Annotated in this window: 26 protein-coding genes and 1 riboswitch; of the genes, 15 read left to right on the top strand and 11 right to left on the bottom strand. The window is 33.9% G+C overall.

Annotated elements, in window-relative coordinates; all coding sequences use genetic code 11:
- Positions 1 to 61: 61 nt before the first annotated feature.
- Positions 62 to 1,612: an SDR family NAD(P)-dependent oxidoreductase gene (locus LX95_RS04445; protein ID WP_111540233.1), complete on the top strand. Its 1,551-nt coding sequence runs from the start codon at positions 62 to 64 to the stop codon at positions 1,610 to 1,612.
- Positions 1,613 to 1,705: 93 nt separating this feature from the next.
- On the opposite strand, the gene LX95_RS04450 is transcribed toward LX95_RS04445, so the two are convergent.
- Positions 1,706 to 2,788 carry an ArsO family NAD(P)H-dependent flavin-containing monooxygenase gene (locus tag LX95_RS04450; protein WP_111540234.1) on the bottom strand — a complete coding sequence of 361 codons (1,083 nt, stop codon included), beginning with the start codon at positions 2,786 to 2,788 and terminating at the stop codon, positions 1,706 to 1,708.
- A gap of 334 nt (positions 2,789 to 3,122) precedes the next feature.
- Here LX95_RS04450 and LX95_RS04455 point away from each other — a divergent pair, with 334 nt between their 5' ends.
- Entirely contained in the window at positions 3,123 to 3,572 is a 450-nt protein-coding gene (locus LX95_RS04455) for a KTSC domain-containing protein (protein ID WP_111540395.1), read from the top strand.
- Positions 3,573 to 3,640: 68 nt separating this feature from the next.
- Here LX95_RS04455 and LX95_RS04460 read toward each other — a convergent pair whose 3' ends face one another.
- The 4 genes from LX95_RS04460 to LX95_RS04475 form a co-directional block, all read right to left on the bottom strand.
- The gene (locus tag LX95_RS04460) at positions 3,641 to 4,309 is read right to left on the bottom strand and encodes a hypothetical protein (protein WP_111540235.1); all 669 of its coding nucleotides are present in this window, start codon (positions 4,307 to 4,309) and stop codon (positions 3,641 to 3,643) included.
- A gap of 152 nt (positions 4,310 to 4,461) precedes the next feature.
- Complete coding sequence (locus LX95_RS04465; protein ID WP_111540236.1) at positions 4,462 to 5,091, bottom strand: thiamine phosphate synthase; 630 nt, start codon at positions 5,089 to 5,091, stop codon at positions 4,462 to 4,464.
- 31 nt (positions 5,092 to 5,122) lie between these two features.
- Positions 5,123 to 5,743: a DEAD/DEAH box helicase gene (locus LX95_RS04470; RefSeq protein ID WP_111540237.1), complete on the bottom strand. Its 621-nt coding sequence runs from the start codon at positions 5,741 to 5,743 to the stop codon at positions 5,123 to 5,125.
- Positions 5,744 to 5,876: 133 nt separating this feature from the next.
- Positions 5,877 to 6,824, bottom strand: coding sequence for a sterol desaturase family protein (locus LX95_RS04475; RefSeq protein WP_111540238.1), 948 nt, complete (start codon positions 6,822 to 6,824; stop codon positions 5,877 to 5,879).
- Positions 6,825 to 7,286: 462 nt separating this feature from the next.
- Here LX95_RS04475 and LX95_RS04480 point away from each other — a divergent pair, with 462 nt between their 5' ends.
- The 5 genes from LX95_RS04480 (at position 7,287) to LX95_RS04500 (ending at position 9,918) form a co-directional block, all read left to right on the top strand.
- Positions 7,287 to 7,880: a sigma-70 family RNA polymerase sigma factor gene (locus LX95_RS04480; protein WP_170116578.1), complete on the top strand. Its 594-nt coding sequence runs from the start codon at positions 7,287 to 7,289 to the stop codon at positions 7,878 to 7,880.
- A gap of 113 nt (positions 7,881 to 7,993) precedes the next feature.
- A complete protein-coding gene (locus LX95_RS04485; RefSeq protein ID WP_170116579.1) occupies positions 7,994 to 8,251 on the top strand; it encodes a thioredoxin family protein in 258 nt (85 codons plus the stop codon).
- Positions 8,239 to 9,213 carry a permease gene (locus tag LX95_RS04490; RefSeq protein WP_111540241.1) on the top strand — a complete coding sequence of 325 codons (975 nt, stop codon included), beginning with the start codon at positions 8,239 to 8,241 and terminating at the stop codon, positions 9,211 to 9,213. Before LX95_RS04485 ends, LX95_RS04490 begins: the two co-directional genes overlap by 13 nt.
- A gap of 3 nt (positions 9,214 to 9,216) precedes the next feature.
- Positions 9,217 to 9,576: a hypothetical protein gene (locus tag LX95_RS04495; protein ID WP_111540242.1), complete on the top strand. Its 360-nt coding sequence runs from the start codon at positions 9,217 to 9,219 to the stop codon at positions 9,574 to 9,576.
- A gap of 12 nt (positions 9,577 to 9,588) precedes the next feature.
- Positions 9,589 to 9,918: a heavy-metal-associated domain-containing protein gene (locus LX95_RS04500; RefSeq protein ID WP_111540243.1), complete on the top strand. Its 330-nt coding sequence runs from the start codon at positions 9,589 to 9,591 to the stop codon at positions 9,916 to 9,918.
- A gap of 258 nt (positions 9,919 to 10,176) precedes the next feature.
- Here LX95_RS04500 and LX95_RS04505 read toward each other — a convergent pair whose 3' ends face one another.
- Together LX95_RS04505 and LX95_RS04510 are read right to left on the bottom strand one after the other, a co-directional pair.
- On the bottom strand, positions 10,177 to 11,328 hold the full coding sequence (locus LX95_RS04505) for an erythromycin esterase family protein (protein ID WP_111540244.1): 1,152 nt from the start codon (positions 11,326 to 11,328) through the stop codon (positions 10,177 to 10,179).
- Between the two features lie 256 nt (positions 11,329 to 11,584).
- Positions 11,585 to 12,109, bottom strand: coding sequence for a sigma-70 family RNA polymerase sigma factor (locus LX95_RS04510; RefSeq protein ID WP_111540245.1), 525 nt, complete (start codon positions 12,107 to 12,109; stop codon positions 11,585 to 11,587).
- A gap of 429 nt (positions 12,110 to 12,538) precedes the next feature.
- On the opposite strand from LX95_RS04510, the gene LX95_RS04515 reads away from it, so the two are divergent.
- Complete coding sequence (locus LX95_RS04515; RefSeq protein ID WP_111540246.1) at positions 12,539 to 12,856, top strand: hypothetical protein; 318 nt, start codon at positions 12,539 to 12,541, stop codon at positions 12,854 to 12,856.
- Between the two features lie 144 nt (positions 12,857 to 13,000).
- Here LX95_RS04515 and LX95_RS04520 read toward each other — a convergent pair whose 3' ends face one another.
- Positions 13,001 to 13,561 carry a DUF4494 domain-containing protein gene (locus LX95_RS04520; protein WP_111540247.1) on the bottom strand — a complete coding sequence of 187 codons (561 nt, stop codon included), beginning with the start codon at positions 13,559 to 13,561 and terminating at the stop codon, positions 13,001 to 13,003.
- 485 nt (positions 13,562 to 14,046) lie between these two features.
- Positions 14,047 to 14,144: riboswitch (TPP riboswitch) on the top strand.
- Between LX95_RS04520 and thiS the strand changes: the two genes are divergently transcribed.
- From thiS to LX95_RS04555, 7 genes are all read left to right on the top strand, one after another.
- A complete protein-coding gene (gene thiS, locus LX95_RS14720; RefSeq protein WP_245924722.1) occupies positions 14,133 to 14,465 on the top strand; it encodes a sulfur carrier protein ThiS in 333 nt (110 codons plus the stop codon). (Overlaps the previous riboswitch by 12 nt.)
- A 43-nt stretch (positions 14,466 to 14,508) precedes the next feature.
- A complete protein-coding gene (thiC, locus tag LX95_RS04530; RefSeq protein ID WP_111540249.1) occupies positions 14,509 to 16,368 on the top strand; it encodes a phosphomethylpyrimidine synthase ThiC in 1,860 nt (619 codons plus the stop codon).
- Between the two features lie 123 nt (positions 16,369 to 16,491).
- Positions 16,492 to 17,106, top strand: a complete 615-nt coding sequence (locus LX95_RS04535; RefSeq protein ID WP_111540250.1) for a thiamine phosphate synthase — start codon at positions 16,492 to 16,494, stop codon at positions 17,104 to 17,106.
- Entirely contained in the window at positions 17,099 to 17,722 is a 624-nt protein-coding gene (gene thiE / locus LX95_RS04540) for a thiamine phosphate synthase (RefSeq protein ID WP_111540251.1), read from the top strand. The genes LX95_RS04535 and thiE overlap by 8 nt, the downstream gene beginning before the upstream one ends.
- A 28-nt stretch (positions 17,723 to 17,750) precedes the next feature.
- Entirely contained in the window at positions 17,751 to 18,524 is a 774-nt protein-coding gene (locus LX95_RS04545; protein WP_111540252.1) for a thiazole synthase, read from the top strand.
- Positions 18,517 to 19,638 carry a 2-iminoacetate synthase ThiH gene (thiH, locus tag LX95_RS04550; RefSeq protein WP_111540253.1) on the top strand — a complete coding sequence of 374 codons (1,122 nt, stop codon included), beginning with the start codon at positions 18,517 to 18,519 and terminating at the stop codon, positions 19,636 to 19,638. Before LX95_RS04545 ends, thiH begins: the two co-directional genes overlap by 8 nt.
- Position 19,639: 1 nt before the next feature.
- Entirely contained in the window at positions 19,640 to 20,704 is a 1,065-nt protein-coding gene (locus LX95_RS04555; protein ID WP_111540254.1) for a ThiF family adenylyltransferase, read from the top strand.
- Between the two features lie 91 nt (positions 20,705 to 20,795).
- Here the strand turns inward: LX95_RS04555 and LX95_RS04560 are convergent, their stop codons facing one another.
- From LX95_RS04560 to LX95_RS04570, 3 genes are read right to left on the bottom strand one after another with little or no spacing between them, the layout of a single operon-like run.
- Positions 20,796 to 21,872: a ferredoxin--NADP reductase gene (locus LX95_RS04560; protein ID WP_111540255.1), complete on the bottom strand. Its 1,077-nt coding sequence runs from the start codon at positions 21,870 to 21,872 to the stop codon at positions 20,796 to 20,798.
- 22 nt (positions 21,873 to 21,894) lie between these two features.
- Entirely contained in the window at positions 21,895 to 23,088 is a 1,194-nt protein-coding gene (locus tag LX95_RS04565) for an aromatic ring-hydroxylating oxygenase subunit alpha (RefSeq protein ID WP_211307637.1), read from the bottom strand.
- An 11-nt stretch (positions 23,089 to 23,099) separates the two neighbouring features.
- Entirely contained in the window at positions 23,100 to 23,426 is a 327-nt protein-coding gene (locus LX95_RS04570; protein WP_111540256.1) for a DMT family transporter, read from the bottom strand.
- Positions 23,427 to 23,428: the final 2 nt, after the last annotated feature.

Below are 23,428 nucleotides of genomic sequence, written 5' to 3' on the forward strand. Positions count from 1 at the left end.
TAAAAATATTATATTTTATAGAAGAAATAAGAGCTATATTCGCGCTTTGAAAAAATAAGCTATGCAAAATAGGAGTGAAGAAGAAGTGAACATGTTAAGTCAAGAACAAATTGATGCTTGTATAGCGGTATTAGAAAACCTTAATGCCGATACCAACCAGATTTTTGAAATCCCAAAATCACAAAGAACTGCTCTTATAAAAGCGGCAGGATTGCTCTCTAGACCTAGTCGAGAAGAATTTTCACGTCGAAAAAAGGATGCAAAAAAGGCAGCAAAGCGCAAGCAAGCTGCTCGTGATAAATGTGCTCGCAAAGAAACAGGTATTAGAAGCGCAAGAGAAGCACATGTTTTTGTAGCACCAAAATTGTTAGCTGCAGCAGATCTAGAAAATAAGGAAAGCCTAGAACTACAAACACCTAGAAACTGTTATGTCTGCAAGACTTTATTTACAAAATTGCATCATTTCTACGATACCATGTGCACAGAATGTGGTGATTTTAACTATGCTAAACGCTTTCAAACGGCAGATGTAGATGGACAAGTGGCTATCATTACCGGTTCTAGATTAAAGATTGGTTACCATATTACACTTATGCTATTGCGTGGCGGGGCAACGGTTATTGCCACCACCCGTTTTCCCGTAGATTCTGCCATTCGGTTTTCTAAGGAAGAAGATTTCCATCAATGGAAAGATAGATTACATATTCACGGATTAGACTTAAGACATATCCCAAGTGTGGAGATTTTCTGTAATTATATGGAGCAGAAATATGATCGCTTAGATATTTTAATTAATAATGCAGCACAAACCGTAAGAAGACCTGCCGGTTTTTATGCGCATTTAATGCATAATGAAGAACAACCGCTAGAGAATTTACCTATATCTGTTCAGGATTTATTAGCAGATCATTCCGATTGTTTAACTGAATTAAAATCTTTTTCAACTGGCGCTTCTCCCAATAAAAATATGCCTGTCACTTGGCACGGACCAGAACCAGGGATCGGATTAAGGGCTTCGGCTAAATTATCTCAAATTCCGTATAGTTTTGATAATTCTTTAGTAGCGCAAGAAGTGTTCCCTGAAGGAGAATTAGACGCCGATTTGCAACAAGTAGATTTAAGAAAAACGAATTCTTGGCGTTTAAAACTTGGAGCCATTGAAACTACCGAAATGATTGAAGTACAATTGGTCAATTCGGTTGCGCCATTTGTATTGTGTAATCGTTTGGCAGAATTGATGAAGAAAGAAAACACAGGTCAAAAGCATATCATTAATGTTACGGCGATGGAAGGGAAGTTCCACCGTTTCTTCAAAGAATCACGTCATCCTCATACCAATATGGCGAAAGCTGCATTAAATATGTTAACCCATACCGCTGCTGGCGATCTAGCAAAAGACGGAATTTATATGAACGCCGTAGATACAGGCTGGGTAACCGATGAAGATCCAGCAGAATTAGCGAAAAGAAAACAAGAATTACACGATTTTCAACCTCCGCTAGATATTGTAGATGGAGCTGCTCGCGTAATGGATCCGTTGTTTGATGGAATCAATACAGGGAAACATTGGTGTGGTAAGTTTTTAAAAGATTACAGACCTATAGATTGGTAATCGTATTTTGTTCTGCTGAACCTGTCCGAATCGAATTATTAATTCAGGCGGACTTGATAAACTACGTTGAATCTGCGATTTCAGCATCTCAAACTACTTTTTATTACCTGACGCATCTTTAAAATATTCTTTCATCTCTTTTACCGTTTTCCTAGCTGTTTTTCCCACTCCATAAATCGTTGCCGAGGCAAAACCAGTCCAATTTCCATAACCGACTAACCATAATTGTGGTTCTTTTATAGATCGAGTAGCTACTGTCGCTATCTTATTAGTATCTATGATATCTAATGACTCTAAATGGCTTAAATTAGCTTTAAAACCCGTACACCAAATCACGGCATCATACTCTTCTTTTGTTCCATCTTCCCAAATAACTCCGTTTTTGTAAAAAGAGGTAAAGGGACGCTGGTGCTGAAACACGCCTCTCTGAAGTCCGTCACGTACACTTTCTACTTGAACAATATCACTTAAGGAAACCTTTTCATTTTGATTCGGACTCTTTTTGCCACCAAAGAAACGTTCATTGGCTTGTTTAAAAAGATAACGACCGTCAATTTCTTCAGGTAAAAATACCGGCGATCTAAGTGTGATCCAGGTCGTTTTAGCCACTTGAGATACTTCTGCTAGAATTTGAGCTCCAGAATTTCCACTACCTACGACCAATACTTTTTTATCTTTTAAATCCTCAGGATTTTTATAATCAACAGAATGAATTTGTTCTCCCTCATATAAATCACGATCTGCGTAGTTAGGAATAAAAGGATTCTTGGCAGTACCCGTGGCACTTACAAGAGTTTTACTAAATAGGGTTCCTTTATTCGTTTCTATCTTAAAGTAGTCCTTTGTTTTGGCAACTTTTTTTACAAGAGTATTTCTTTGTATTGGAAAATCATAACGTTTCTCATAGGCAGCCATATAATCGATAAACTCCTTTTTAGTGGGGTATTCTTTTTTAGTATCGGGCATCTGCCAACCCGATAGAGAACTGTAGGTGGATGGAGAGAATAACTTTAAGCTATCCCAAGTATGCTGCCAAGCTCCTCCAGGACTTTCTTGATCATCTAAAATTAAATAGCTGAAGTCAGTCCGTTTTAAAAAATAGGCGACAGAGATTCCTGCTTGTCCGCCTCCTATAATTATAATATCATATAATTTATGACCCTTATATTCTGTCATATTTGTAGTTTTATTAATTCGAGTGAATGTAATTCTTAAGCCTATTTAAAAGAGTTAAACCCTTTTTATAAGCAAGGTAACTACTTTTAATTACAATTTTGTAAGCTTATGAATGAAAGAAGTATTACTTCCGTAGACTTTGTGAAGATCTATTGAGAAAATGGAATAGGGCAAAGCGCCAATTTTGGGTAGATTTATTTACTGATGATAAAGGTTTTTTTTAGCATATTAAGAGGTAAAAGCCTCTGCCTAAAATAATTAAATTAATAAAGCTTTTCTTAGCTCATCATGTAAAATTATCACGTACTTTCGCGCCCTCAAATAAATGTTGAATATGAAGCGTATAAATGAATATAAGAAGCTCTTTGGAGTGGAAAAAGAAATTGAATTAAAATACTTAAAAAAAAGTTACCGTAATTTGGTAAAAGAATGGCATCCAGATAAATTTCAAGATAGCGATAAAGCAAAAGAAGAAGCAGAGATTAAAAGTCGAAAAATAATTGATGGGTATCACTTTTTAGTAAGTATCGCACCAGAAACTATTGCGGCTAATTTAGATGCATACACAGAAACCATTACTAATTCTGGAATTGCAGATTACCAGCATAAAGGTTTATTGCTAGAAATTACTTTCTTAGACGGAAACACTTACGAGTATTTTGGAGTAACCAAACCTATGTACATTAAAATGATTAACAGTAATAAATTGAATCGTTTTGCAAAGCGTTCTATTTATCCAAAATATACATATAGAAAATCTAAACGTACTCAAGAAGAGGCTTAGTATATCCTAAAAAACCTACTTAGAAAATTCTAGCTAGGGTATTTTTTATAGGAAAAAGAATTAAAGAACTATTTGTTTTCCACAAATAGTTCTTCTTCTTTTAGTTCTTCAATAAATTTCTTACTAAACAATCTAATACCTTCTTCGATAAGGTAATCGCTATCAAAAGCTTGTTTTAATTCGATGTTTATTTTCCAAATTAAATCTTCCTCCAAGTCTCTTTCACAAAGACAATACAAATTTGAAGCTACTTGATGAACTTGAAAATCTTTAAATCCTTCCTCTTCCGAATAGATGTTTTTGTTCTTCATTAAGTCTTCTTCAAAACTTGCAAAAAACTCATTGTAATACCGTACGATGCCTGAATCGGAATCTTTTCCTTCAACGCCAACTACTTTCGTGACCAATACAGCATCAAATTCATCAGATTTTAATTCGCTAATGAGAGGTTTCCAAGCTTCTATATTTTCGGGTACTTCTAGAAGGTCGTCTCCAAAAAATGCTAAACTTCCCGTAGCTTGAATTCCTTTTTTGTTTAATGCGGTAGAGAGTTTACTTTCAAAAGTAGTTCTCACCTCTAGACTATTGATCATCCCAATGACTAAAACTTTATGAAATTTCTTTTGTTGAGTCTCCGGTTTACGCCAACTGCTAATTTCTTTTGTAGAAGAGCAAGAAGAAACAAGGAATAGTAAGGCGCTTAAAAACAGGTAAGTGAGCGTAATTTTTTTAGTCATTTTCTTGTTTTTTAGTTATAGGTTGTGGGTCTTTACAAAAATAACCATTCCGACAAGAAAATTATAATAAAGAAATGCTAATGTCTAGTTCTGTATAGCATTAGCACTTATTGTGCATCATCTTATTTATGAAGATTTCCCGATGTAAAGGATCAAAAACTATGACGCTGTTCTTCGGTTACCGAAGCATTCAGTAATTGGTTGTAGGTTCGAATACGATTAAAATCTCCCGTAATTTCTTCTGCGACAGCGATACCAGAAATCCCCGCTGCTAAAATATCTTTGACATCGTCTATTAAAATATTACCCGTGCCAATAATGGGAGTTTCGGTTTTTAAGACATCGGTAATGGCCGTAAACCCGTTCATACCTAAAGTCGAATTGTTTTCTTTTGTCGTTGATTTAAATGGTCCTAAAACTATATAATCAACTTCTTTGCTCAATAAGAATTCACATTCTTGTATGGTGTTCGCTGTACCTGCGATCATTTGCCAAGTATGCAAATGCTTTCGCAAAAAAGGATAGGTGGTGGTTTTCGTGATATAAACTCCATCTGCTTTGATTTCTTTAGCAATTTTATAGCGATCTTCAATGATGAGTCGTGTTTGAAAGTGAGAAGTGGTCTCTCTAGCTTCTTGGGCAAGTTTTAAAAATTTCTTATCGGAAATTTTAGGAATTCCTAATTGTACTAACTCTATACCCGATGTACAGGCATTTTGAATGTTTTCTAGGTATTCTTTGGGAGAATGACCTTGAATTATATAATGCAATTTTGGAATCATAAAACTTTTTACTACTAATTAGAAATGGAATTTAAATGCTAATACTTTTTGAATATTCCATAAAGTTAGACTCAAAACGTTTTAACTTGGGAGAAATATTTTCTGAATAAAGTACATATTGACATTTTCTAATCATTCTGGTGATAGATAACATCGCAGCATAAGCAGATTGAGGTACCAGAAATTCGGCGTCATCTACACTAAAAATTTTTAACTGTGAGGTATTGACTCCGTTTAACAGAAATAAATTATTTAAACTCTTAGGGGTGGAAATTAGGATATCTATTCCCATCATAATTTCAGATTTTTGTAAATCTACGTGCATTTTTTCATGACCTACATAGACGCGCAAAGAATTGTGTTTGGTATATTTTAAGAAAGCATCGTACATCTCCATCGCTTTTTCTTTGTCTTTTACTAAAACAATAGCTCTTGGTGATGTTCCCACTGCTTCGCATTTTAACCTCTGCAACGTTGTAATAATAAGCGTAGTCGTTTTCCCGCTTTCTTTGGGTGCAGAACAATATAAATTAGATCCGCTTTTGATCACAGGAATACTCTCTGCCTGAAAAGGAGTAGGCTCCGTAATTTCTAGAGATTCTAGTTTATAAAGTATATCTGAATGTAATTTTTTAAAAGGCTTAGGAAACATGAAATGGTTATAGGATTACAAATTATATTTTTCGAAACGCAAATATACTTACTATGGATGATTTAAACAGGAGTAGTTTCTTTTTCTATTTTTATTAAAAGAAAAAGCTTAACATTAATCAAAAAATGGATGATCAAGATGCTTTCTTCATGACCTCATTTTTAGAAGGCTCTGCCATTTGAGCTCTTATTTGCTTAATGGTAAGCGTGCTCCCGTCATGACTCCATCCTGGAGGACCAAAAACATACATATACTTATGACGCCAGTTTTTTGATTTTTTCATATCGTTCCAAATATCTTTGTATTCGTGGGTTAAAATCACAAACAAATTAAAAGAATTGGGTGGTTTAGAGACGCCAAATTCGATATCAACTGATTCATCTAATTCTTTCCACGTCCCGAACATGCGATCGAAAGCATTTAAAATACCCCCGTGATTTTTATCCATGTATTCCAAATTACGCGCGTGGTGTACTTGGTGCATGGTATGCGTATTTAAGAACTTCTCTATAAATCCCATTTTTTTAATATATTGGGTATGCAGTTGAAATTGCCAAAGCGCTTCTATTCCTAAACATACGATAAGCATTTCTGGCGGAAAGCCAATCATCACGATCCACACATAAAAAAAAGGCTTATAAAATATGGTAAACCAACCGTTACGAACCGCGGTACCTAAATTAAAATTATCTGAAGAATGATGAACAATGTGTGCCGCCCATAAAAAACGGACCATATGATTTTGACGGTGAAACCAGTAATAAGAAAAATCATCTAAAAGCATACATGCTAACCATACATACCAAGCATAACCAAATGATTCATACCCTAAGATATTAGTACGAACACCATTTACCATAGGGTTAAATAAGTCATACGCAAAATTAAAGATTAAGATGACCGATACGGTTTTTAAAAGCGCTCCGAGTATGGCAGAACCTACTCCTAGGGATAAGCTAGATCTTAGATCTTTCCATTTATAAAGTTGTTTGTTGTCAAAAGCTTTACTGTAAGTAAGTTCTATAGCTATAAATGCTAAAAAACAAGGAACTCCATATACTAGGGGGTTCGTAAAATCCATTTATGAGTAATTTTTAGGGGTACTAATAATGAGTAATCTCCTATTAATATAATATTTTTCGCAATGTACATTTTATTTTATCCTAAAACTGAACTCTAGTAAAATCTATACCCTTAGAACTTCTTTAAATTCATACAATGTATCATGGTACGGTTTAGTTCTAGGTAAAAAATGAGTAACGTAAAAGAAGAGAACCTATTTAAAATTTTCTAAAAACCTTAAGCTTAATTCAAGGACATTACTGTTACTAATGGCTTTACATAAAAAGGTATAAATGAATTCTTTTTATAAATTATAAAGCACAACAATATTCAAAAAAAAACCAAGTTTATATTTTTTTATACTTTTAACAATTCTTAGCGGAAGAAATAAAATATTCACCTTTTTAAAGAAATGCTATCTTTTATTTCTGCTGATATAAATTATTTTGAAAACCTTTGTTTAGCCGATTCGAAAAAACTCATGAAAAAAGAATGCTGTAATATTAATGAAGTTGTACAAGAGTTTTACAATTACCTAAAGTCGTATGTATTAGGAAAGGTGAATGATAAAACTTTAGCCGATGATATTGTGCAAGAGGTAATGCTAAAGCTTATCGAATCTCACCAAAAAAATAAAGAGGTAAAAAATATTAAAGCTTGGCTTTTTCAGGTAACTAGAAATACCTTATACGATTATTTTAAAAAGAATCATTTAGAATTTAATTTAGATAAGGATTGGCACCTTGAAGGTGATCTCGATTCAGAATTGTCTAAGATTCTCGTTTCAGATTATGTAATACCCATGATTCAACTTTTACCTAAGGTGGATGCTCAGCCTTTATTGATGGGTGACATCGATAAAATTCCACAAAAAGATATTGCACGCCAATTGGGATTAGAATTATCGGCTACTAAGATGCGTATTCAACGAGCTAGAACTAAATTAAGAGCTTTATTTGTAGAGTGTTGTCATGTAGAATACGATAAACAAGGTAATTTTATCGGCTGCACTATAAAAACTTCTTGCGAACCTCTTCAACATATCTCTGAAGATTTAAAAAATAAAACTCTATAAGCTACTGGTTTAAAAGGATTTATTAATTATTTCAAAAAATAATTAGGAAATCATGTGTCTTTTCTTCACTGTTTCAGACTTCATATAAACGTTTAATTATAAAAACAAATATGATGACTACTGAAATTAAAATTTTACATTCTTCTTGCTGTGCAAAAGGATCTCCTATTAAACAACAATTAGAAAAAATTGCTCTGGCAAATAATTTAAGTTTAGATATTGAGGAACTTTCGGAACTAGAAGACACCATGGTTTATGGGACTATGTCTTTTCCTTCTATTGTAATTAATGGCGATGTATACGACTACAAATCATTTCAATCTGATAAAGATATTGTTGCGGCCCTAAATGATGAGTCATGGAAAAGCTAACAGAATATCTTTCAAATTTTTCTGATTATATCGTATATGGTACTTTAAGTTTAGAAAAATCGGGATTATTTGCATCGGCCCTTCAGTATTTTATTTCGACCTTTATTTTAATATCATTATTGGTCGTTTTGGTCACCTATGTAATGGGGATGATTACAAGTTATCTCCCTATGGATAAAATACGTGTGTATTTAGAACGCAATAAAAAATCTGGCATAGGTAATATTCTAGCTTCTATATTGGGAGCTATCACTCCATTTTGTTCTTGTTCCTCTATTCCTTTATTTGTAGGAATGATGCAAGCTAGGATTCCGTTAAGTATAGCCTTATCCTTTTTAATTACATCTCCTTTAGTTAACGAAATAGCGATCGTTCTTTTTTGGGTCTCTTATGGATGGAAAGTAACCCTTATCTATATTTTATCTGGAATTATATTAGGAATTATTGGTGGAATTGTATTAGATAAGATGGGAATGTCTCAGCATGTTGCAGAATGGCTTAAGCAACTAAAACCTGCAAAAAGTAATACCACAACCGATACACGATCGATAGCACAGCGTTTTCCCGAAATTCATAAAGAAGCTTTAAGTACGCTTAAAAAACTAATTCCCTATATTTTTATAGGAATAGGGATAGGGTCATTTATTCACGGTTATGTACCACAATCTTTTTTTGAAACATACATCTCTGCTTCTAATCCTTTAGCGGTGCCTATTGCTGTTATCATAGGCATACCCTTATATATTGATGCAGTAGGAGTATTACCCGTGGTAGAAACCTTAGTGGATAAAGGAGTTCCCTTAGGTACTGCTATTGCTTTTATGATGGGATCTATTGGTTTGTCATTACCAGAAGCTTTATTACTTAAAAAGGTAATGCAAAAGAAACTTATAATCGCTTTTTTTTCCGTTATCGGAATTGGAATGATCATCTCGGGATACCTCTTTAATCTTATGTTTTAAATTATGAAATCAATTTTATCATCCATTAGTGCTGTCTTTGTAGCCTTAATAGCTTGTAGTTGTTGCGTCGGACCTTTAATGGCTTTAGCCGGAATGCTAGGTGCAAGTGTATCACAGCTAGTCTGGTTGGCAACAATTAAACCCTATTTGATCGCTTTTAGTTTAATCGCGATTACTTATAATCTTTATCGAGCCTATTTTCCTAATCATAAAGAATGTTGTTCGGTAGAAGGGGATAAGCCTATAAAAAAACTCCATAAAGAAGAGAGAAAAATATTTTCATTTTTAAACTCAAAAAGATTTTTATGGAGTATTGCGATCCTTACTATACTCATATTACTATTACCCTATATTATTAATTAAAACTCAAATCAAATGAAACATTTAAAAACTATTAACCTTATTATATTTATGGCTATGCTTCTTATTACTTTAAACATTGAAGCACAAACCCAGGTAAAATCTAATACAAAATCTAAAGTTGTACAGAATAATAGTATTCAAAAGAAATACAAATTAAAAGGCTTTAAACAATCTTGTTGCACAGGAATTGTAGCTTACTCTCTAAGTAAAGTAGAAGGCTACTTAAAGTCTGAAGCAGACGTAAAAAATCAAGAATTAAGAGTTTGGTACGATACCTCTATATGCACCGAAAAACAAATAAAAGAAGCCATAAACAAAACTCCTTATAAGATTATTGAGTAAAAAAGTAAGGACAGTAATTGAAAAAAGAAGCTGTCTAAAAGTAATTTAAAGCATCCTTTTTTAAATTTATAATCAGACTAGAACCTGAATCAATTTTAGAAAGATGAAATTTTACTTTTTAGATGGTTTTTTTCTATTTAAAAATAATAATTAAATGTTGTATCACATGTTTTAAACACCAAGCTTAACCTACAAATCACAGAAAGAAAGACCGCCAGAACTAAACTAAGAATTATTCACATTTTTGGCAACGGTAATTTATTTTGGGTAGGTAACTACTTCTCCTTTAGCTATAAAAACAAGAGCGTCAAAGTTATTCAGTAATTTTGTCTTGTTGTTTGGTAAATTAAAAATATACATATCATTAAAAACTTTATTTGTCAATTCTACATTTTCTGATATTATCTTTTTTGCATCAAGAAAGTAATTTTTTTCAAGGCTAGGCAAAAGAGACAAAACATTATTACTTTTTCTTCCAGCTTTTATGATTTCTTTTTCCTTTCTTTCAGGTAATCTAATTGAGCCAAAAGCAATATGATAAGAACTATTGGGATTTTGTTCTCTAAATTGATATCCCATAGTTTGTCCTTTCATTAATTTGCTATTAGATTTTGACATATGGCCATTAGCAAGCCAAACAATAAACTTTTTATTAGGGTTAGTTTTAATCAAAAAGTCAAGGTTTTTAGCCATTTGTTTATCCCTAATAGTTATTAAATTCTTATTTGATAAATTATCTTTTACTGTATAAAGTTCAATCGTACTTTCAAAGCTTTTTAAAATTTGATGCCAAAGCTTATTGGATTTAATTATTTCATTATTTTGAAGTTCTAAAGTATATTTTTTTAAAAATTCTACTTCTTTTTGAGATAACTTTTTTCTACTATCATATTGATTACTAATAATTAATTTAGTAAGTTTTATGAATTCTTCGTTTAGTTCAAAATTACTTTCTCTAAGAATTGATGATAGTTTTTCTGTAAAATTTTGATAAGAAAATCTTGAGTATAATTTGTTGTCAAATCCCCAAATTGTGACATTATTTTCTTTAAGAAATACGAAAAGTTCTTTACATTGATTAGATTCACTCCACATTTTATATAAATTACGCTTTTCATGTTCAAATAATAAAGCAAAAAAATCACTTTCAAACGCAATATCCTTGTAATCGTGTTCAATTACCAAATATTTTACAAATTCAATTTTAGCAAGAAAATCTGAACCGCTATAATGAACCGCTTCCCCAAGAAATACAGTTTGTTTTTTATTAATATTTAAGTCTATCATTTTTTTAACTTCAACTGTCAACAATTCATTTATTGAATTTAATTCATAAACATTTTTCTTGATTTGAGAAGAGGTAATTTGATTTAAAAAAAAGAATATTGAAAGTAATACTGATTTTCTCATAATTGTCGCTAACGTATTTACAAAGTTTTTTTTGCAGATTGTAGGCTCTTAATTTAGCAAATAAAAAATGAATAGGAGATCCAAAAAGACCTATGTAAGTAGGGGGGGGGGAACCAAAAAATTTATTATATCTGGTGTTGGCAAAGTTTTTTTCAGTTATACTTTTCTTTATTGGCTATAGATTAAGGTATTGAGATAGATAATGTGTATTTCAAATTTAATGTAGAAATAAGTTTTTTTTCAGTTGTTTAGTTGATTAGGTTTTACAAATGGAGCAATTCGATTCTCCAATCAACTTCCCGTTTTTATTAAATTCATATTTGCAACATTCTTTAAAATTTTTCTTTAAAATATCTTTTGCCCTCTTAACCCTTGCTTTTACATTTTCAAGGCTAATGCCTAATTCTTTTGCAACATCCTTTTGTTTTAATCCTTTTATATAAATCAGTTCAATTGCTTGTCTATAAATTATAGGTAAATCATTTATAAATTTATCAAAACAGCATATATGTTGATATTTTTGTAAAGGGATATCTTTAGTACTATGTAATTTCTCAACATACATAGATTTATCCTTAAAGTAATTATTCATCTCATTACGAGCAATTTGAAAAACCCAAGCTTTTGCTTTTTCTTCTTTTTCGAGTTGAGATAAATTTTTATGTATTTTTAAGAAAGTATTTTGAAAAATATCGTTTGCAGCATCCTTACTTTTAACTTTTTTAAGAATAAAAAAGTACAGTTGATCATTAAACTTGTTCCATATTTTTATCGTTTCCATAATCAAAATTACAAAAAAAGGCTAGTTTAAAAAACCAGCCTTTTTAAATTTAACAGCAATCACATTTCTTACATTCACATTTAAAACAAGTACAATCATTTTCTAGACAATTTATACAATTGCACTTATTACAGTCACAATTCGTGCATTTACAATTATTCATAATTTTTATATTTTATAGTTTGTCATGTAGACTCATAAACTATAAAAAAGATACAATTATTTTAATATTTTGTATATCTGCCTACAACAATCTATTGTTATAATCCTAGTTTCTTAGTGGAATGCAGATGCTCCTTACCATAGATAATCCCTCAGCCTCACCTTAATGTGCAAACAACCTTAGAACATATTTTACAATTACTCCCTATAGATGAAATGGAAACTCTTGAAGACCTCATTAAAGAAAGTCAAAACAAAAAATAAGATATGAAGAAAAAAAACAAAAAGCTTAGAAAGCTACAGCAATTAGCTACCAGTAAACTGAACGCTTTACGTGAAACCCAAGGAGGTAATTTTAAACCCACCCATTTAAATTTTAAAGGCTATTGGGAATTGTTGGTGACTATAGATTCTTTACTCGCAGTTTGTCTTTTAGCGAGTCAAAATGAGCAATACGATCCGGCTAAATTAGTACCAAAAGAGCATATTGGCAACTGTTTTGACTTGGCTAGAGATCTCTTGCCCTTTGAAGAAGAAGAATTTTTAGATGAAACTCATCAATTTTCTAAAGAGATAGACTCGTAGGTAGTACATAGCAATAACTAACGTTAATAAATTTATAGCTACGCTAATCCTAATTGAATTGAAACAGACTTAAAGTTCCAAAAGCTGTTTTTACACCATTTAAGCTAAGCAAAAACAGCTTTTAGATAGTTCTTTTTATAAAGCTTACTCGGTTTCTGTTACCAGTGAGTCGGCCGTCTCTAATTCTCCATCGGGTTGATTGTCAAAAGGCACCGAATCTTTAAGTCGGGTAAACTCTTCTAAGCGTTCTGTTTCATCTTCATCACCAGAAAAATAAGGAAATACATCTACAATTGGAGATTCAGAAACTGCTGGGATACTATATTCTCCCATACTGTCTTTCATGACGTGGACTGTATTTTCGTAAGCTTCTTTAACATCATTCGCTTGCACCAATAAATATTGATTGGTTTTACGTTCCTTTCCGCTTTCTTCATCAAATGCAATTAAGGCTACTTTAGATTTAAACCAACGATCTGCATTTTCAAACGGGTGAATTTCAGCAAAGTTAGCTACCTTAATATTGGTGATTTTTATTTCCTCACCCTCTAATAAGTAAGCCGACATCTCTTCGGTGATTCTACTTTCAGCTTCAGTATACGAAATCGCATCGACTAAAAAAGGTTCTGTTTTTACTTTCTGTGTCGCCGAAGCTTCATCAAATTTTCTATATTTTACTTTACACTCATACCAAGTTGCACTCATATCTTTTTATTTTAAGGATGCCAAAAGTAAGGTTTAGCTTAGAGGGAACGTGTGTAAAAATAAGATAGATATTCACAATTTAGAGAAGGACTTTATAGCAGTTTTAAAAAGAGGAGGTTAGCGGTTCTAAAATCTATAACCTTTAGAAATTTTAACAATCTCTCACAATTATTTTCAATTCATACTAGAAACCTCTCTCTTTCATATTTCACCCTTCTTTCCCTTATAGCATCCTCCTAGTGAGTCCACACTCAACCCACACCCAATATATAGCCTAGCCACAGTATCGTGGGAAAACGTGGACTCAGTTTAAATTCAACATTTTATAGGTATTCAAAAATGAAAAGGGTGGTATAGCGTATCATGGGTATTTTAGTTAAGTATTTATAAGAACTTTTGTAATCGATCCTCAATTTTAACTGTTTACGTATGTTAAAAAAACAATTAAGATCTTGGTAAGAACTAATATTTTAATAAGTTTGTGGAGTAGACTTTAGGGGTGTTCTAATTTTTTTAGAACTGAGAAAAACCCTTTGAACCTGATCTGGTTAGTACCAGCGAAGGGAAAAGTATGAAACACATCCTAACTTGGGTGTTTACACTCCTTTTCATAAGAGTACCTATTTGCGTACATCTATTTCAAAACAATTTTTTCTCGAAGCCTTTAAAATCTACAGCATATCTAAAAATATACTGTGCTATGATTACTATACAGGTTAATGAAAAAACCTTTGAGGTCCATACTGATTTCAATATTCTACAATTGCTTAAGCAACTAAAATCACGGCAAGATGGCATCGCTGTAGCCGTCAACAATGCCATTATTTCAAAAAATTCATGGGAATCAACAACATTGGTTGAAAACGATTCTGTTTTAATTATTCAAGCCACTCAAGGTGGATAATACCTTCATTTAATTCTCGCTAACTCGCTTAAAACTATACCTTATGAAAAATAAAGACACTGCTCCCAAAAAAGGGACGATCTCAAGAAAACCATTTCCAAATTCTAAAAAAATCTATGTATCTGGTACTATCCATCCGCAAATAAAAGTTGCCATGCGAGAAATAGCCTTAAGCGATACAAAAGACTCGATAACCGGAAAGATAACTTCTAACGAACCTGTTACCGTTTACGATACATCGGGACCCTATACAGATCCTAACAAGGAGATTGATATTCATCAAGGTATTGAAAGAATCCGTGAGCCATGGATTTTAGACAGAAATAATGTCGAACAATTAGATAAATTTTCTTCAGATTATTCCAACCAACGTTTAAACAACAAAGCCTTGGATCATATGCGATTTTCTTTACTAAAAAAGCCTTTTCGTGCTAAAAAGGGTGAAAATGTTACTCAATTGCATTATGCCAAAAAAGGAATCATCACTCCAGAAATGGAATACATCGCCATTCGTGAAAATCAACGAATCGATGAAATGACAGAAATAAGAAAACAACATAAAGGAGAACACTTTGGCGCTTCTATCCCAGATAAAATTACACCCGAATTTGTTCGAGAGGAAGTGGCTAGAGGTCGTGCTGTAATCCCTTCGAATATCAATCATCCAGAAGCTGAACCTATGATTTTAGGGAGAAATTTTTTGGTGAAAATAAATGCAAATATTGGAAACTCTGCCACCACCTCTTCTATAGAAGAGGAAGTAGAAAAAGCCGTGTGGGCTAGCCGTTGGGGAGCCGATAATATAATGGACTTATCTACAGGTCAAAACATTCATGAAACGCGGGAATGGATTATACGCAACTCGCCAGTACCTGTTGGGACGGTGCCTATTTATCAAGCTTTAGAGAAAGTAAATGGAGTTGCTGAAGATTTAACGTGGGAGATTTTTCGTGATACGTTAATAGAACAAGCCGAGCAAGGCGTTGATTACTTTACCATTCATGCTGGAGTATTGTTAAGATATGTGCCGATGACGGCTAACCGAGTAACGGGAATTGTTTCTCGTGGCGGCTCTATCATGGCAAAATGGTGTTTGGCACATCATAAAGAGAGTTTTCTATACACTCATTTTGAAGACATTTGCAAGATCTTAAAACAATATGATGTTGCCTTTTCTCTAGGTGACGGCTTACGTCCAGGTTCTATTGCCGATGCCAATGATAAAGCACAGTTTGCAGAATTGGAAACTTTGGGGGAATTAACGAAAATCGCCCGAAAGCATGAAGTACAATGTTTTATTGAAGGTCCGGGTCACGTACCAATGCATATGATCAAGGAAAATATGGAAAAACAAATTGAGGTGTGTGATGAAGCTCCTTTCTATACCTTAGGCCCCTTGACAACCGATATCGCTCCTGGTTATGACCATATTACTTCTGGTATTGGTGCCGCTATGATTGGTTGGTTTGGCTGTGCGATGTTGTGTTACGTAACGCCAAAAGAACATTTAGGACTGCCCAATAAAGAAGATGTTCGCGTGGGGGTAATCACCTATAAATTAGCTGCACATGCGGCCGATTTAGCTAAAGGTCATCCAGGTGCCCAGCACAGAGACAATGCGTTGAGTATGGCGCGTTTTGAATTCCGTTGGGAAGATCAATTTAACCTAGGGCTAGATCCTGAACGTGCTTTAGAATACCACGATGAAACCCTGCCGGCAGCTGGTGCGAAGTTAGCACACTTCTGTTCTATGTGTGGTCCTAAGTTTTGTTCTATGAAAATATCTCAGGAAGTCCGTGATTTCGCTAAAGAAAATGATATTGTAAATAATGAGGTGATTCAAAAAGGAATGGACGAAAAATCAAAAGAATTTAAAGACAAAGGGTCAGAAGTGTATTTGTAATATAATGCGGAAGTTCCTACGCCTTTTACGATGTAAGGCGTAGGCGGGCTTTTCGTTATATCTTTTGCTAAAAAAAGCAAAAGGATGCCACTGCAATCCCTAACTTAAAAATAAAATAACAAAATGATTGTACTTATAGCACCAGAAGAAGATGTCCCTAATGAAATAGAAATACTCCATGAGTTATTCAAGGCTGGGGTACAATATTATCATTTAAGAAAACCTTTTAAAGATCTAGAACAGCATAAAGACTATCTAAATAAAATAAAGCCAAAATACCACAACCGCATAGTTTTACATAACCATCATGAACTAATAAATAGCTACAACTTAAAAGGTATTCATTTTCAAGAACAAAAACGTAGAGATACTATAGACAATCCTACACGTTATTTTAAAAACTTAAATATGTTTGGCAAAACCATAAGTTCTTCATTCCATGATCCAGAAGAATTAAACCGTTGTTATTTTGAGTTTGATTATCATCTGTTGAGTCCTGTTTTTAATTCTATATCCAAACAAGCTTATAAAGGGCAGGGTTTTAATGTAAATCATATAGACAAAACAATTGTGGGTATGGGAGGTGTTACAGCTAAAAACCTTAGCAAGTTCAATAAATTGGGGTATAAAGGAGTTGGTGTATTAGGAGGCGTTTGGAATAATACAAATCCTTTAGCAGCATTTAAGCAAATAAATGAGGCTTATACTATTTGCCTAAACAACAGAAATAATGATTAGCAAATTACACTATATATCACAAGGTGACAGTCCCGAACAACATCTGGATCACATACAACAAGCCTGCATTTTTGGAGCTAAATTGGTACAGTTGCGTCTTAAAAATAGCGATGATGCCACTATTTTTAAAACGGCAGAAAAAGCGAGGGAGATTACTAAAGTCTATCAAAGTCAATTAATCATTAACGACCATTATAAAATAGCCAAAGCGGTGCAAGCAGATGGCGTACATCTAGGAAAAACCGATGCTTGCCCTTCCGAAGCTAAAAAATTTTTACATGCTTGGCAGCTTATTGGTGGTACCTCAAATAGCTTGGAAGATTGCAACAAGCTTATAGAAAAAAAAGTAGATTATATAGGTTTGGGACCTTTTAGATTTACACCTACCAAACATAATCTAAGTCCTATTTTAGGCTTGCAAAAATATTCAAGCATATTAAATATACTTCATACAGAGATTCCCATTATTGCTATTGGCGGAATTACAATTCAGGATGTGCCCGAGTTAATAGCAACAGGTGTGTATGGGATTGCTGCCTCGGGTACCATTACTAAGGATTTTAATACCATCAATCGGTTTCACCACCTATTGCAAACTGCTACTACACAAGAGTAAAGTTGCAAACCAATTAAAAACGCATAATATGACAGACATACTTAAAATAGCCGATAAAACATTCCATTCCAGATTATTTACTGGAACTGGCAAATTCAATAGCTCGAAAACCATGGAAGAAGCCCTTAATGCTTCAGAAAGCGAATTGGTTACCGTGGCCTTAAAAAGGGTAGAGCTGCATCATGAAAACGATGATATATTAATGCATCTTAAGAAAAAACATATCAATTTACTACCTAATACTTCTGGCGTTCGAACAGCTAAAGAGGCTGTTTTTGCTGCTCAATTGGCTAGAGAAGCCTTAGGTACCCAGTGGATAAAATTAGAGATTCATCCCGATCCTAAATATTTATTACCAGACCCCATAGAAACTCTTAAAGCAGCTGAAATTCTAGTTAAAGAAGGTTTTGTGGTCATGCCTTACATCCACGCAGATCCTGTTTTATGTAAACGATTGGAAGAAGTTGGCGTACCATGCGTGATGCCTTTGGGCGCTCCAATAGGGAGTAATAAAGGAATAAAAACAAAAGATTTTTTAGAAATTATCATTGAACAAAGCAACGTACCCGTAATCGTGGATGCTGGTATTGGAGCACCCTCTCATGCCGCATACGCCATGGAATTAGGAGCTGATGCCGTTTTGGTGAATACGGCTATTGCTGTTTCTCAAAATCCCGTACAAATGGGAATAGCTTTTAAAATGGCTGTAGAAGCTGGTAGAATGGCATACAAAGCAAAATTAGCTTCTGTAAAACATCATGCCGAAGCTAGTAGCCCTTTAACTTCTTTCTTACATGAGTAATTTTATAAACACCTTTAATTTATACGACTGGGACAGTCTGGAACAAGAAATCTATGGATTCTCTTCTCAAGACGTGCAACAAGTTTTACTGAAAGATAAGATCACAATAGACGATTTTAAAGTATTGATTTCTCCTGCTGCCAAACCTTTTATAGAGGAAATGGCACAACGAAGTCATTCGCTTACAAAAAAACGTTTTGGAAATACCATCCAAATGTATGTACCGATGTACCTCTCCAATGAATGCCAGAATATTTGTACCTATTGCGGGTTTAGTTTAACCAATAAAATACCTAGGAAAACACTTACCGATAAGGAGATACTTCAGGAGGTAGCTCATATAAAAAAACTGGGATACGACCATATTCTTTTGGTTACTGGAGAAGCGAACAGTACCGTAGGCGTTTCGTATTTAAAAAACGCCATTTCTTTAATTCAAAAACATTTTTCCAACATTAGTATTGAGGTTCAACCCTTAGACCAAAAAGAGTATGAAATTCTGATTAAAGAAGGTTTATATGCGGTTTTGGTATATCAAGAAACCTACCATAAGGCAACCTATAAAACACACCATCCAAAAGGTAAAAAGTCAAATTTTGAATATCGACTAGACACGCCAGATCGGTTGGGGAAAGCGGGTGTTCATAAAATTGGCATAGGTGCGTTATTTGGTTTGGAAGATTGGCGGATCGATAGTTTTTATACTGCATTGCATTTAAAATACTTGCAAAAGACTTATTGGAAGACAAAATACTCCATTTCATTTCCTAGGCTACGTCCGCATGAGGGCGAAGTACAACCCAAAGTTGAAATGACAGATACCGATCTAGCACAATTAATTTGCGCCTACCGTTTATTAGATGAAGATGTAGAACTGTCCATGTCCACACGAGAGAGCGAAACCTTTAGAAACCATATTATCAATTTAGGAATTACCTCCATAAGTGCTGAATCTAAAACCAACCCAGGTGGATATGCTGTTGCTCCACAGTCTCTGGAGCAGTTTGAGATTTCAGATGAACGGAATACGCAAGAAATTAAACAGATGATACAGTCTCAAGGCTATGAAGTGGTCTGGAAAGACTGGGATAAAGCCTTTTCAAAATTAATTTAAAATGGAATTCACAGTAGAAGAGAAACAGCAATACAGCAGACACCTATTGCTGGAAAAGGTTGGTTTACAAGGTCAGTTAAAACTAAAACGAGCAAAGGTAGTAGTTATAGGAGCTGGTGGACTTAGTTGTCCTGTATTACAATATCTAACGGCTGCAGGAGTGGGTACAATTGGAATTGTGGATGATGATTTGGTAGAACAAACGAACCTGCAACGACAAATACTGTATACTCACGAGGATCTTGGAAAAAGCAAAGTGACAGCTGCTGTTCATCGGTTACAGAAATTAAACCCATTTATCCAATTTAACTCTCATCAAACACGGCTAACAAAAAATAATGCTCTTGAATTATTAGAACCCTACGATATTATTGTAGATGGAACCGATAATTTCCCCACTCGGTATTTACTTAACGATGCTGCGGTATTGTTGCATAAGCCTATTGTATTTGGCTCTATTCATACGTTTACGGGACAGGTATCTGTATTTAATTTTAAAATGGGGCCTACGTATAGGTGTTTATATCCCACGCCGCCAGCACCTCACGAAGTTCCCAATTGTTCAGAAATAGGTGTATTAGGTATCTTACCCGGTATTATTGGAAGCTTGCAGGCCAATGAAGTTTTAAAGATTATTCTAGGTCTAGGATCGATATTATCTGGACAACTATTGACGTTCGATGCACTTTCTATGAAACAGAGCCTTTTTTATTTTGATAGAAATACGACAAGTAGCGTAGACTCCTTAGCGGAAGATTACGAAGTGTTTTGTGGTATTCATAGCACCATAAAGGAAATTAGTTATCAAGAATATATAAAACAAGCATCAAACTTTAACGTACTTGACGTACGAACCCAAGTTGAGCGAGATGCGTTTTATATGGAGAGCATACATATCCCCTTGGATGAATTACCCAAACGCTATACTGAAATCCCAGAAGATAAAGACTTGTTAGTGTTTTGCAAGTCGGGTGCACGAAGTAAATCGGCAATCCACCTACTGCACAAGCATGATTTTAAAAAGGAGTTAATAAACTTGAAGGGTGGATTATTTAACCCAAAATGAAATATTGCCTAAGATTTAAATCTTTATAAATACAGTAATGTTGGTTAATTGAATAGAATGTTGAAAATAATAGAACCTCATTTAAAGCTATTTATGTATAAACTACTTCAACTTGATTTGAAAGAGGAATACTTTGGCAACTTAAAATATAACCTTGTTCCACTTCTTGATCTGTTAGTGCAAGATTAATTTTCATATGTACTTTACCTGATTTTATCTTACACCTGCAAGTAGAACAAACCCCAGCTTCGCAAGAATAGGGTGGTTCTTTTCCAGCATCTATAAGCGTTCTTAAAACAGTTTTACCTTTTGGGATTATAGTATTAATTGTTTCTCCATCAAGTTTTGCTATAAGTTGAGCATTTTCAAAAGCTTCAGTGGTATCTTTTAAGTTACTACCTCCAAAACTTTCTATAAATATACGCTCGTCTGGAACGTCTATACTTTTTAAGGCTTTTGTAGTATTTTCAATCATAGTACCAGGGCCACAAATATAATATTCTGCATTTTGAGCATAAGGTGGATATTCCTCTAGAAACCAATTAATCGCAGCTGTATCTACACGGCCTTTTCTATAAGTTTGTTCTTTAGATGTTTTCCATAAATCACTCCAACTACTTTTAGGTCGGCTTAACGTATATTCCAAGATAAATCGCTCTTTATAATTTTCCTGTAATTTATCTAAGGTATTTTTAAACATGATAGAATCTTCACTTCGGTTTCCATAAATCATGTGCACATAACTGTGTTCTTCTGTAAATAGCACCGTTTTTAATATAGAAAGAATAGGGGTGATACCACTTCCTGCTGAAAATAAATAATAGGTTTTGTAATTTTCTTTTTTTACATCTGCAAAAAAACGACCATCTGGTTTCATAACTTCTACCAAGTCACCTACCTTAATATTGTTGTTGATATGATTAGAGACTAAACCATCTTTAACTCTTTTTACACCAATACATAAAGGTTCACCTATCACTGGAGAACTACAAAGTGAATAAGACCTACGTACATCTTCAGTATTAATCGTAAACCTTAAGGTGAGGTATTGTCCTGGTTTATAATTAAAGGTTTCGTACAGTTCTTGAGGAACCTTAAAAGAAATAGAAGTTGAATCTTCGGTTTCTTTTATTACTTCTAGTACTTTTAGTTGATGAAATTCACTCATTTTTTAGTGATTTTAAAATACATTAGTCTTGATGGTTTTCTATCCATTCTTTAACGACACTTTGAAATTTACTCACGGCAAATTCTCCTTTTTTAGCCTGTGCACCCACACTAAATAATGGAGAACTCAAAGATTTTTGTTGTTGCTCACACGCATAAACATCTTCTAGCATGAAATCTCCTGATGCCATTGGATCGCTAGCCTCTCCTTCATATTTACCTTTATTACCCATGGTTTTCCAAACACTACTAGCCATAGATTTTGTGTATTGTTTGGTATATTCCCATTCGCTCACATTCATAGTTTTAGATCGAATTACCACCAAAGTTCTGTCTGGTGCTAATGGAATGGCGTGAAAGGTATTCCAAGCGCTTTCACTTTCGGTAATACCGATATTAGGAAATAACCACGGTACATAAGCGCCCATTTTATCATCTGGCATTTTATCCATTAAGGGATAAGGAGATGCATTTTTGATGTCAGCCAGATATGCAGGTACTAAAGGTTCATAAAAGTGATAATGCGACCCAGCCCAACCAAATTCCGCTTTAGCGTGATCATACATATTTAAGGTACCTTCATGTAAATGTGCTAAATGATATTGATCGATATAATTTTCAACAATTATTTTCCAATTGGCATTAATCTCTTTGGTATAAAATGGAGCTTGTTTTTTTTCTTTATATTCAATAAGCTCTTCTGGAATATGCGGACCAAGATAGGGGGCAACTTCGCCAAAAAATTCCATAATGTTAGGGGCATTTTTTTCTGGATGAACAAATAACATGCCTTTAAAAATATCTACGGATGCTTCGTGAAGATTTAAGCCACAGTCGTGCAATTCTTTATCACATAAATCTGGAAATTCTTCTTCCTTTTTGGGAATACTTACTAGTTTTCCTTCTAAATTGTACGTCCAATCGTGGTAAGGACAAGTAATTGCTTTTTGTGCTTTACCAACGGCACGTAATAATTGTGTACCTCTATGTCGGCACATATTATGAAAGGCTCGTAACCGGTGATCTCTCCCTTTTACAATAAAAATATTGTTTAAACCTGCTTGCACAGAAACATAATCGCCAGGGTTGGCTACATCTTCTACCAAACCAGCAAATTGCCAAGTTTTGCTAAAAATATGTTTTTGTTCTAAGTCGAACCACTCTTGAGATGTGTAGGCACTAACAGGTAGTTCGTGCATCATGTTTTCTTTTTTCATAATTCTAAAATTTAATGAGCTCCACTCATATTTAATCCGATAATGCCTAGAATAATTAAAGCAATAGAACCAATTTTTAAGGCTGAAAAGCTATCTCCAAACGCAAAATATCCAATAATGGCTAATATAGAAATACCAATTCCAGACCAAATGGCATAAACAGTTCCTAATTCAAAGAATTTCATGGCATATTGCAATAACCCGAAGCAAATAATATAGGCCACCCAAACCGTGATATTCCAAAGCAGGGCATTTTTTCCATTTTGGGAAGCCATTTTCATAGCTGTTGTACCCAGTACTTCAAAAGCAATTGAAGCTAATAAATAAATCCATTTCATAA

It is taken from the genome of Mesonia algae (assembly GCF_003253545.1).
GTDB lineage: Bacteria > Bacteroidota > Bacteroidia > Flavobacteriales > Flavobacteriaceae > Mesonia > Mesonia algae.

Coding starts and splice junctions, on each gene's coding strand:
- LX95_RS04490 (WP_111540241.1), top strand. CDS start 8,239: ATGGAAAAGCTAACAGAATATCTTTCAAATTTTTCTGATTATATCGTA.
- thiH (WP_111540253.1), top strand. CDS start 18,517: ATGAGTAATTTTATAAACACCTTTAATTTATACGACTGGGACAGTCTG.
- LX95_RS04480 (WP_170116578.1), top strand. CDS start 7,287: ATGAAAAAAGAATGCTGTAATATTAATGAAGTTGTACAAGAGTTTTAC.
- LX95_RS04570 (WP_111540256.1), bottom strand. CDS start 23,426: ATGAAATGGATTTATTTATTAGCTTCAATTGCTTTTGAAGTACTGGGT.
- LX95_RS04465 (WP_111540236.1), bottom strand. CDS start 5,091: ATGATTCCAAAATTGCATTATATAATTCAAGGTCATTCTCCCAAAGAA.
- thiE (WP_111540251.1), top strand. CDS start 17,099: ATGATTAGCAAATTACACTATATATCACAAGGTGACAGTCCCGAACAA.
- LX95_RS04470 (WP_111540237.1), bottom strand. CDS start 5,743: ATGTTTCCTAAGCCTTTTAAAAAATTACATTCAGATATACTTTATAAA.
- LX95_RS04515 (WP_111540246.1), top strand. CDS start 12,539: ATGAAGAAAAAAAACAAAAAGCTTAGAAAGCTACAGCAATTAGCTACC.
- LX95_RS04495 (WP_111540242.1), top strand. CDS start 9,217: ATGAAATCAATTTTATCATCCATTAGTGCTGTCTTTGTAGCCTTAATA.
- LX95_RS04560 (WP_111540255.1), bottom strand. CDS start 21,872: ATGAGTGAATTTCATCAACTAAAAGTACTAGAAGTAATAAAAGAAACC.
- LX95_RS04455 (WP_111540395.1), top strand. CDS start 3,123: ATGAAGCGTATAAATGAATATAAGAAGCTCTTTGGAGTGGAAAAAGAA.
- LX95_RS04520 (WP_111540247.1), bottom strand. CDS start 13,561: ATGAGTGCAACTTGGTATGAGTGTAAAGTAAAATATAGAAAATTTGAT.
- LX95_RS04450 (WP_111540234.1), bottom strand. CDS start 2,788: ATGACAGAATATAAGGGTCATAAATTATATGATATTATAATTATAGGA.
- LX95_RS04485 (WP_170116579.1), top strand. CDS start 7,994: ATGACTACTGAAATTAAAATTTTACATTCTTCTTGCTGTGCAAAAGGA.
- LX95_RS04510 (WP_111540245.1), bottom strand. CDS start 12,109: ATGGAAACGATAAAAATATGGAACAAGTTTAATGATCAACTGTACTTT.
- LX95_RS04565 (WP_211307637.1), bottom strand. CDS start 23,088: ATGAAAAAAGAAAACATGATGCACGAACTACCTGTTAGTGCCTACACA.
- LX95_RS04535 (WP_111540250.1), top strand. CDS start 16,492: ATGATTGTACTTATAGCACCAGAAGAAGATGTCCCTAATGAAATAGAA.
- LX95_RS04475 (WP_111540238.1), bottom strand. CDS start 6,824: ATGGATTTTACGAACCCCCTAGTATATGGAGTTCCTTGTTTTTTAGCA.
- LX95_RS04505 (WP_111540244.1), bottom strand. CDS start 11,328: ATGAGAAAATCAGTATTACTTTCAATATTCTTTTTTTTAAATCAAATT.
- thiS (WP_245924722.1), top strand. CDS start 14,133: ATGAAACACATCCTAACTTGGGTGTTTACACTCCTTTTCATAAGAGTA.
- thiC (WP_111540249.1), top strand. CDS start 14,509: ATGAAAAATAAAGACACTGCTCCCAAAAAAGGGACGATCTCAAGAAAA.
- LX95_RS04500 (WP_111540243.1), top strand. CDS start 9,589: ATGAAACATTTAAAAACTATTAACCTTATTATATTTATGGCTATGCTT.
- LX95_RS04445 (WP_111540233.1), top strand. CDS start 62: ATGCAAAATAGGAGTGAAGAAGAAGTGAACATGTTAAGTCAAGAACAA.
- LX95_RS04460 (WP_111540235.1), bottom strand. CDS start 4,309: ATGACTAAAAAAATTACGCTCACTTACCTGTTTTTAAGCGCCTTACTA.
- LX95_RS04555 (WP_111540254.1), top strand. CDS start 19,640: ATGGAATTCACAGTAGAAGAGAAACAGCAATACAGCAGACACCTATTG.
- LX95_RS04545 (WP_111540252.1), top strand. CDS start 17,751: ATGACAGACATACTTAAAATAGCCGATAAAACATTCCATTCCAGATTA.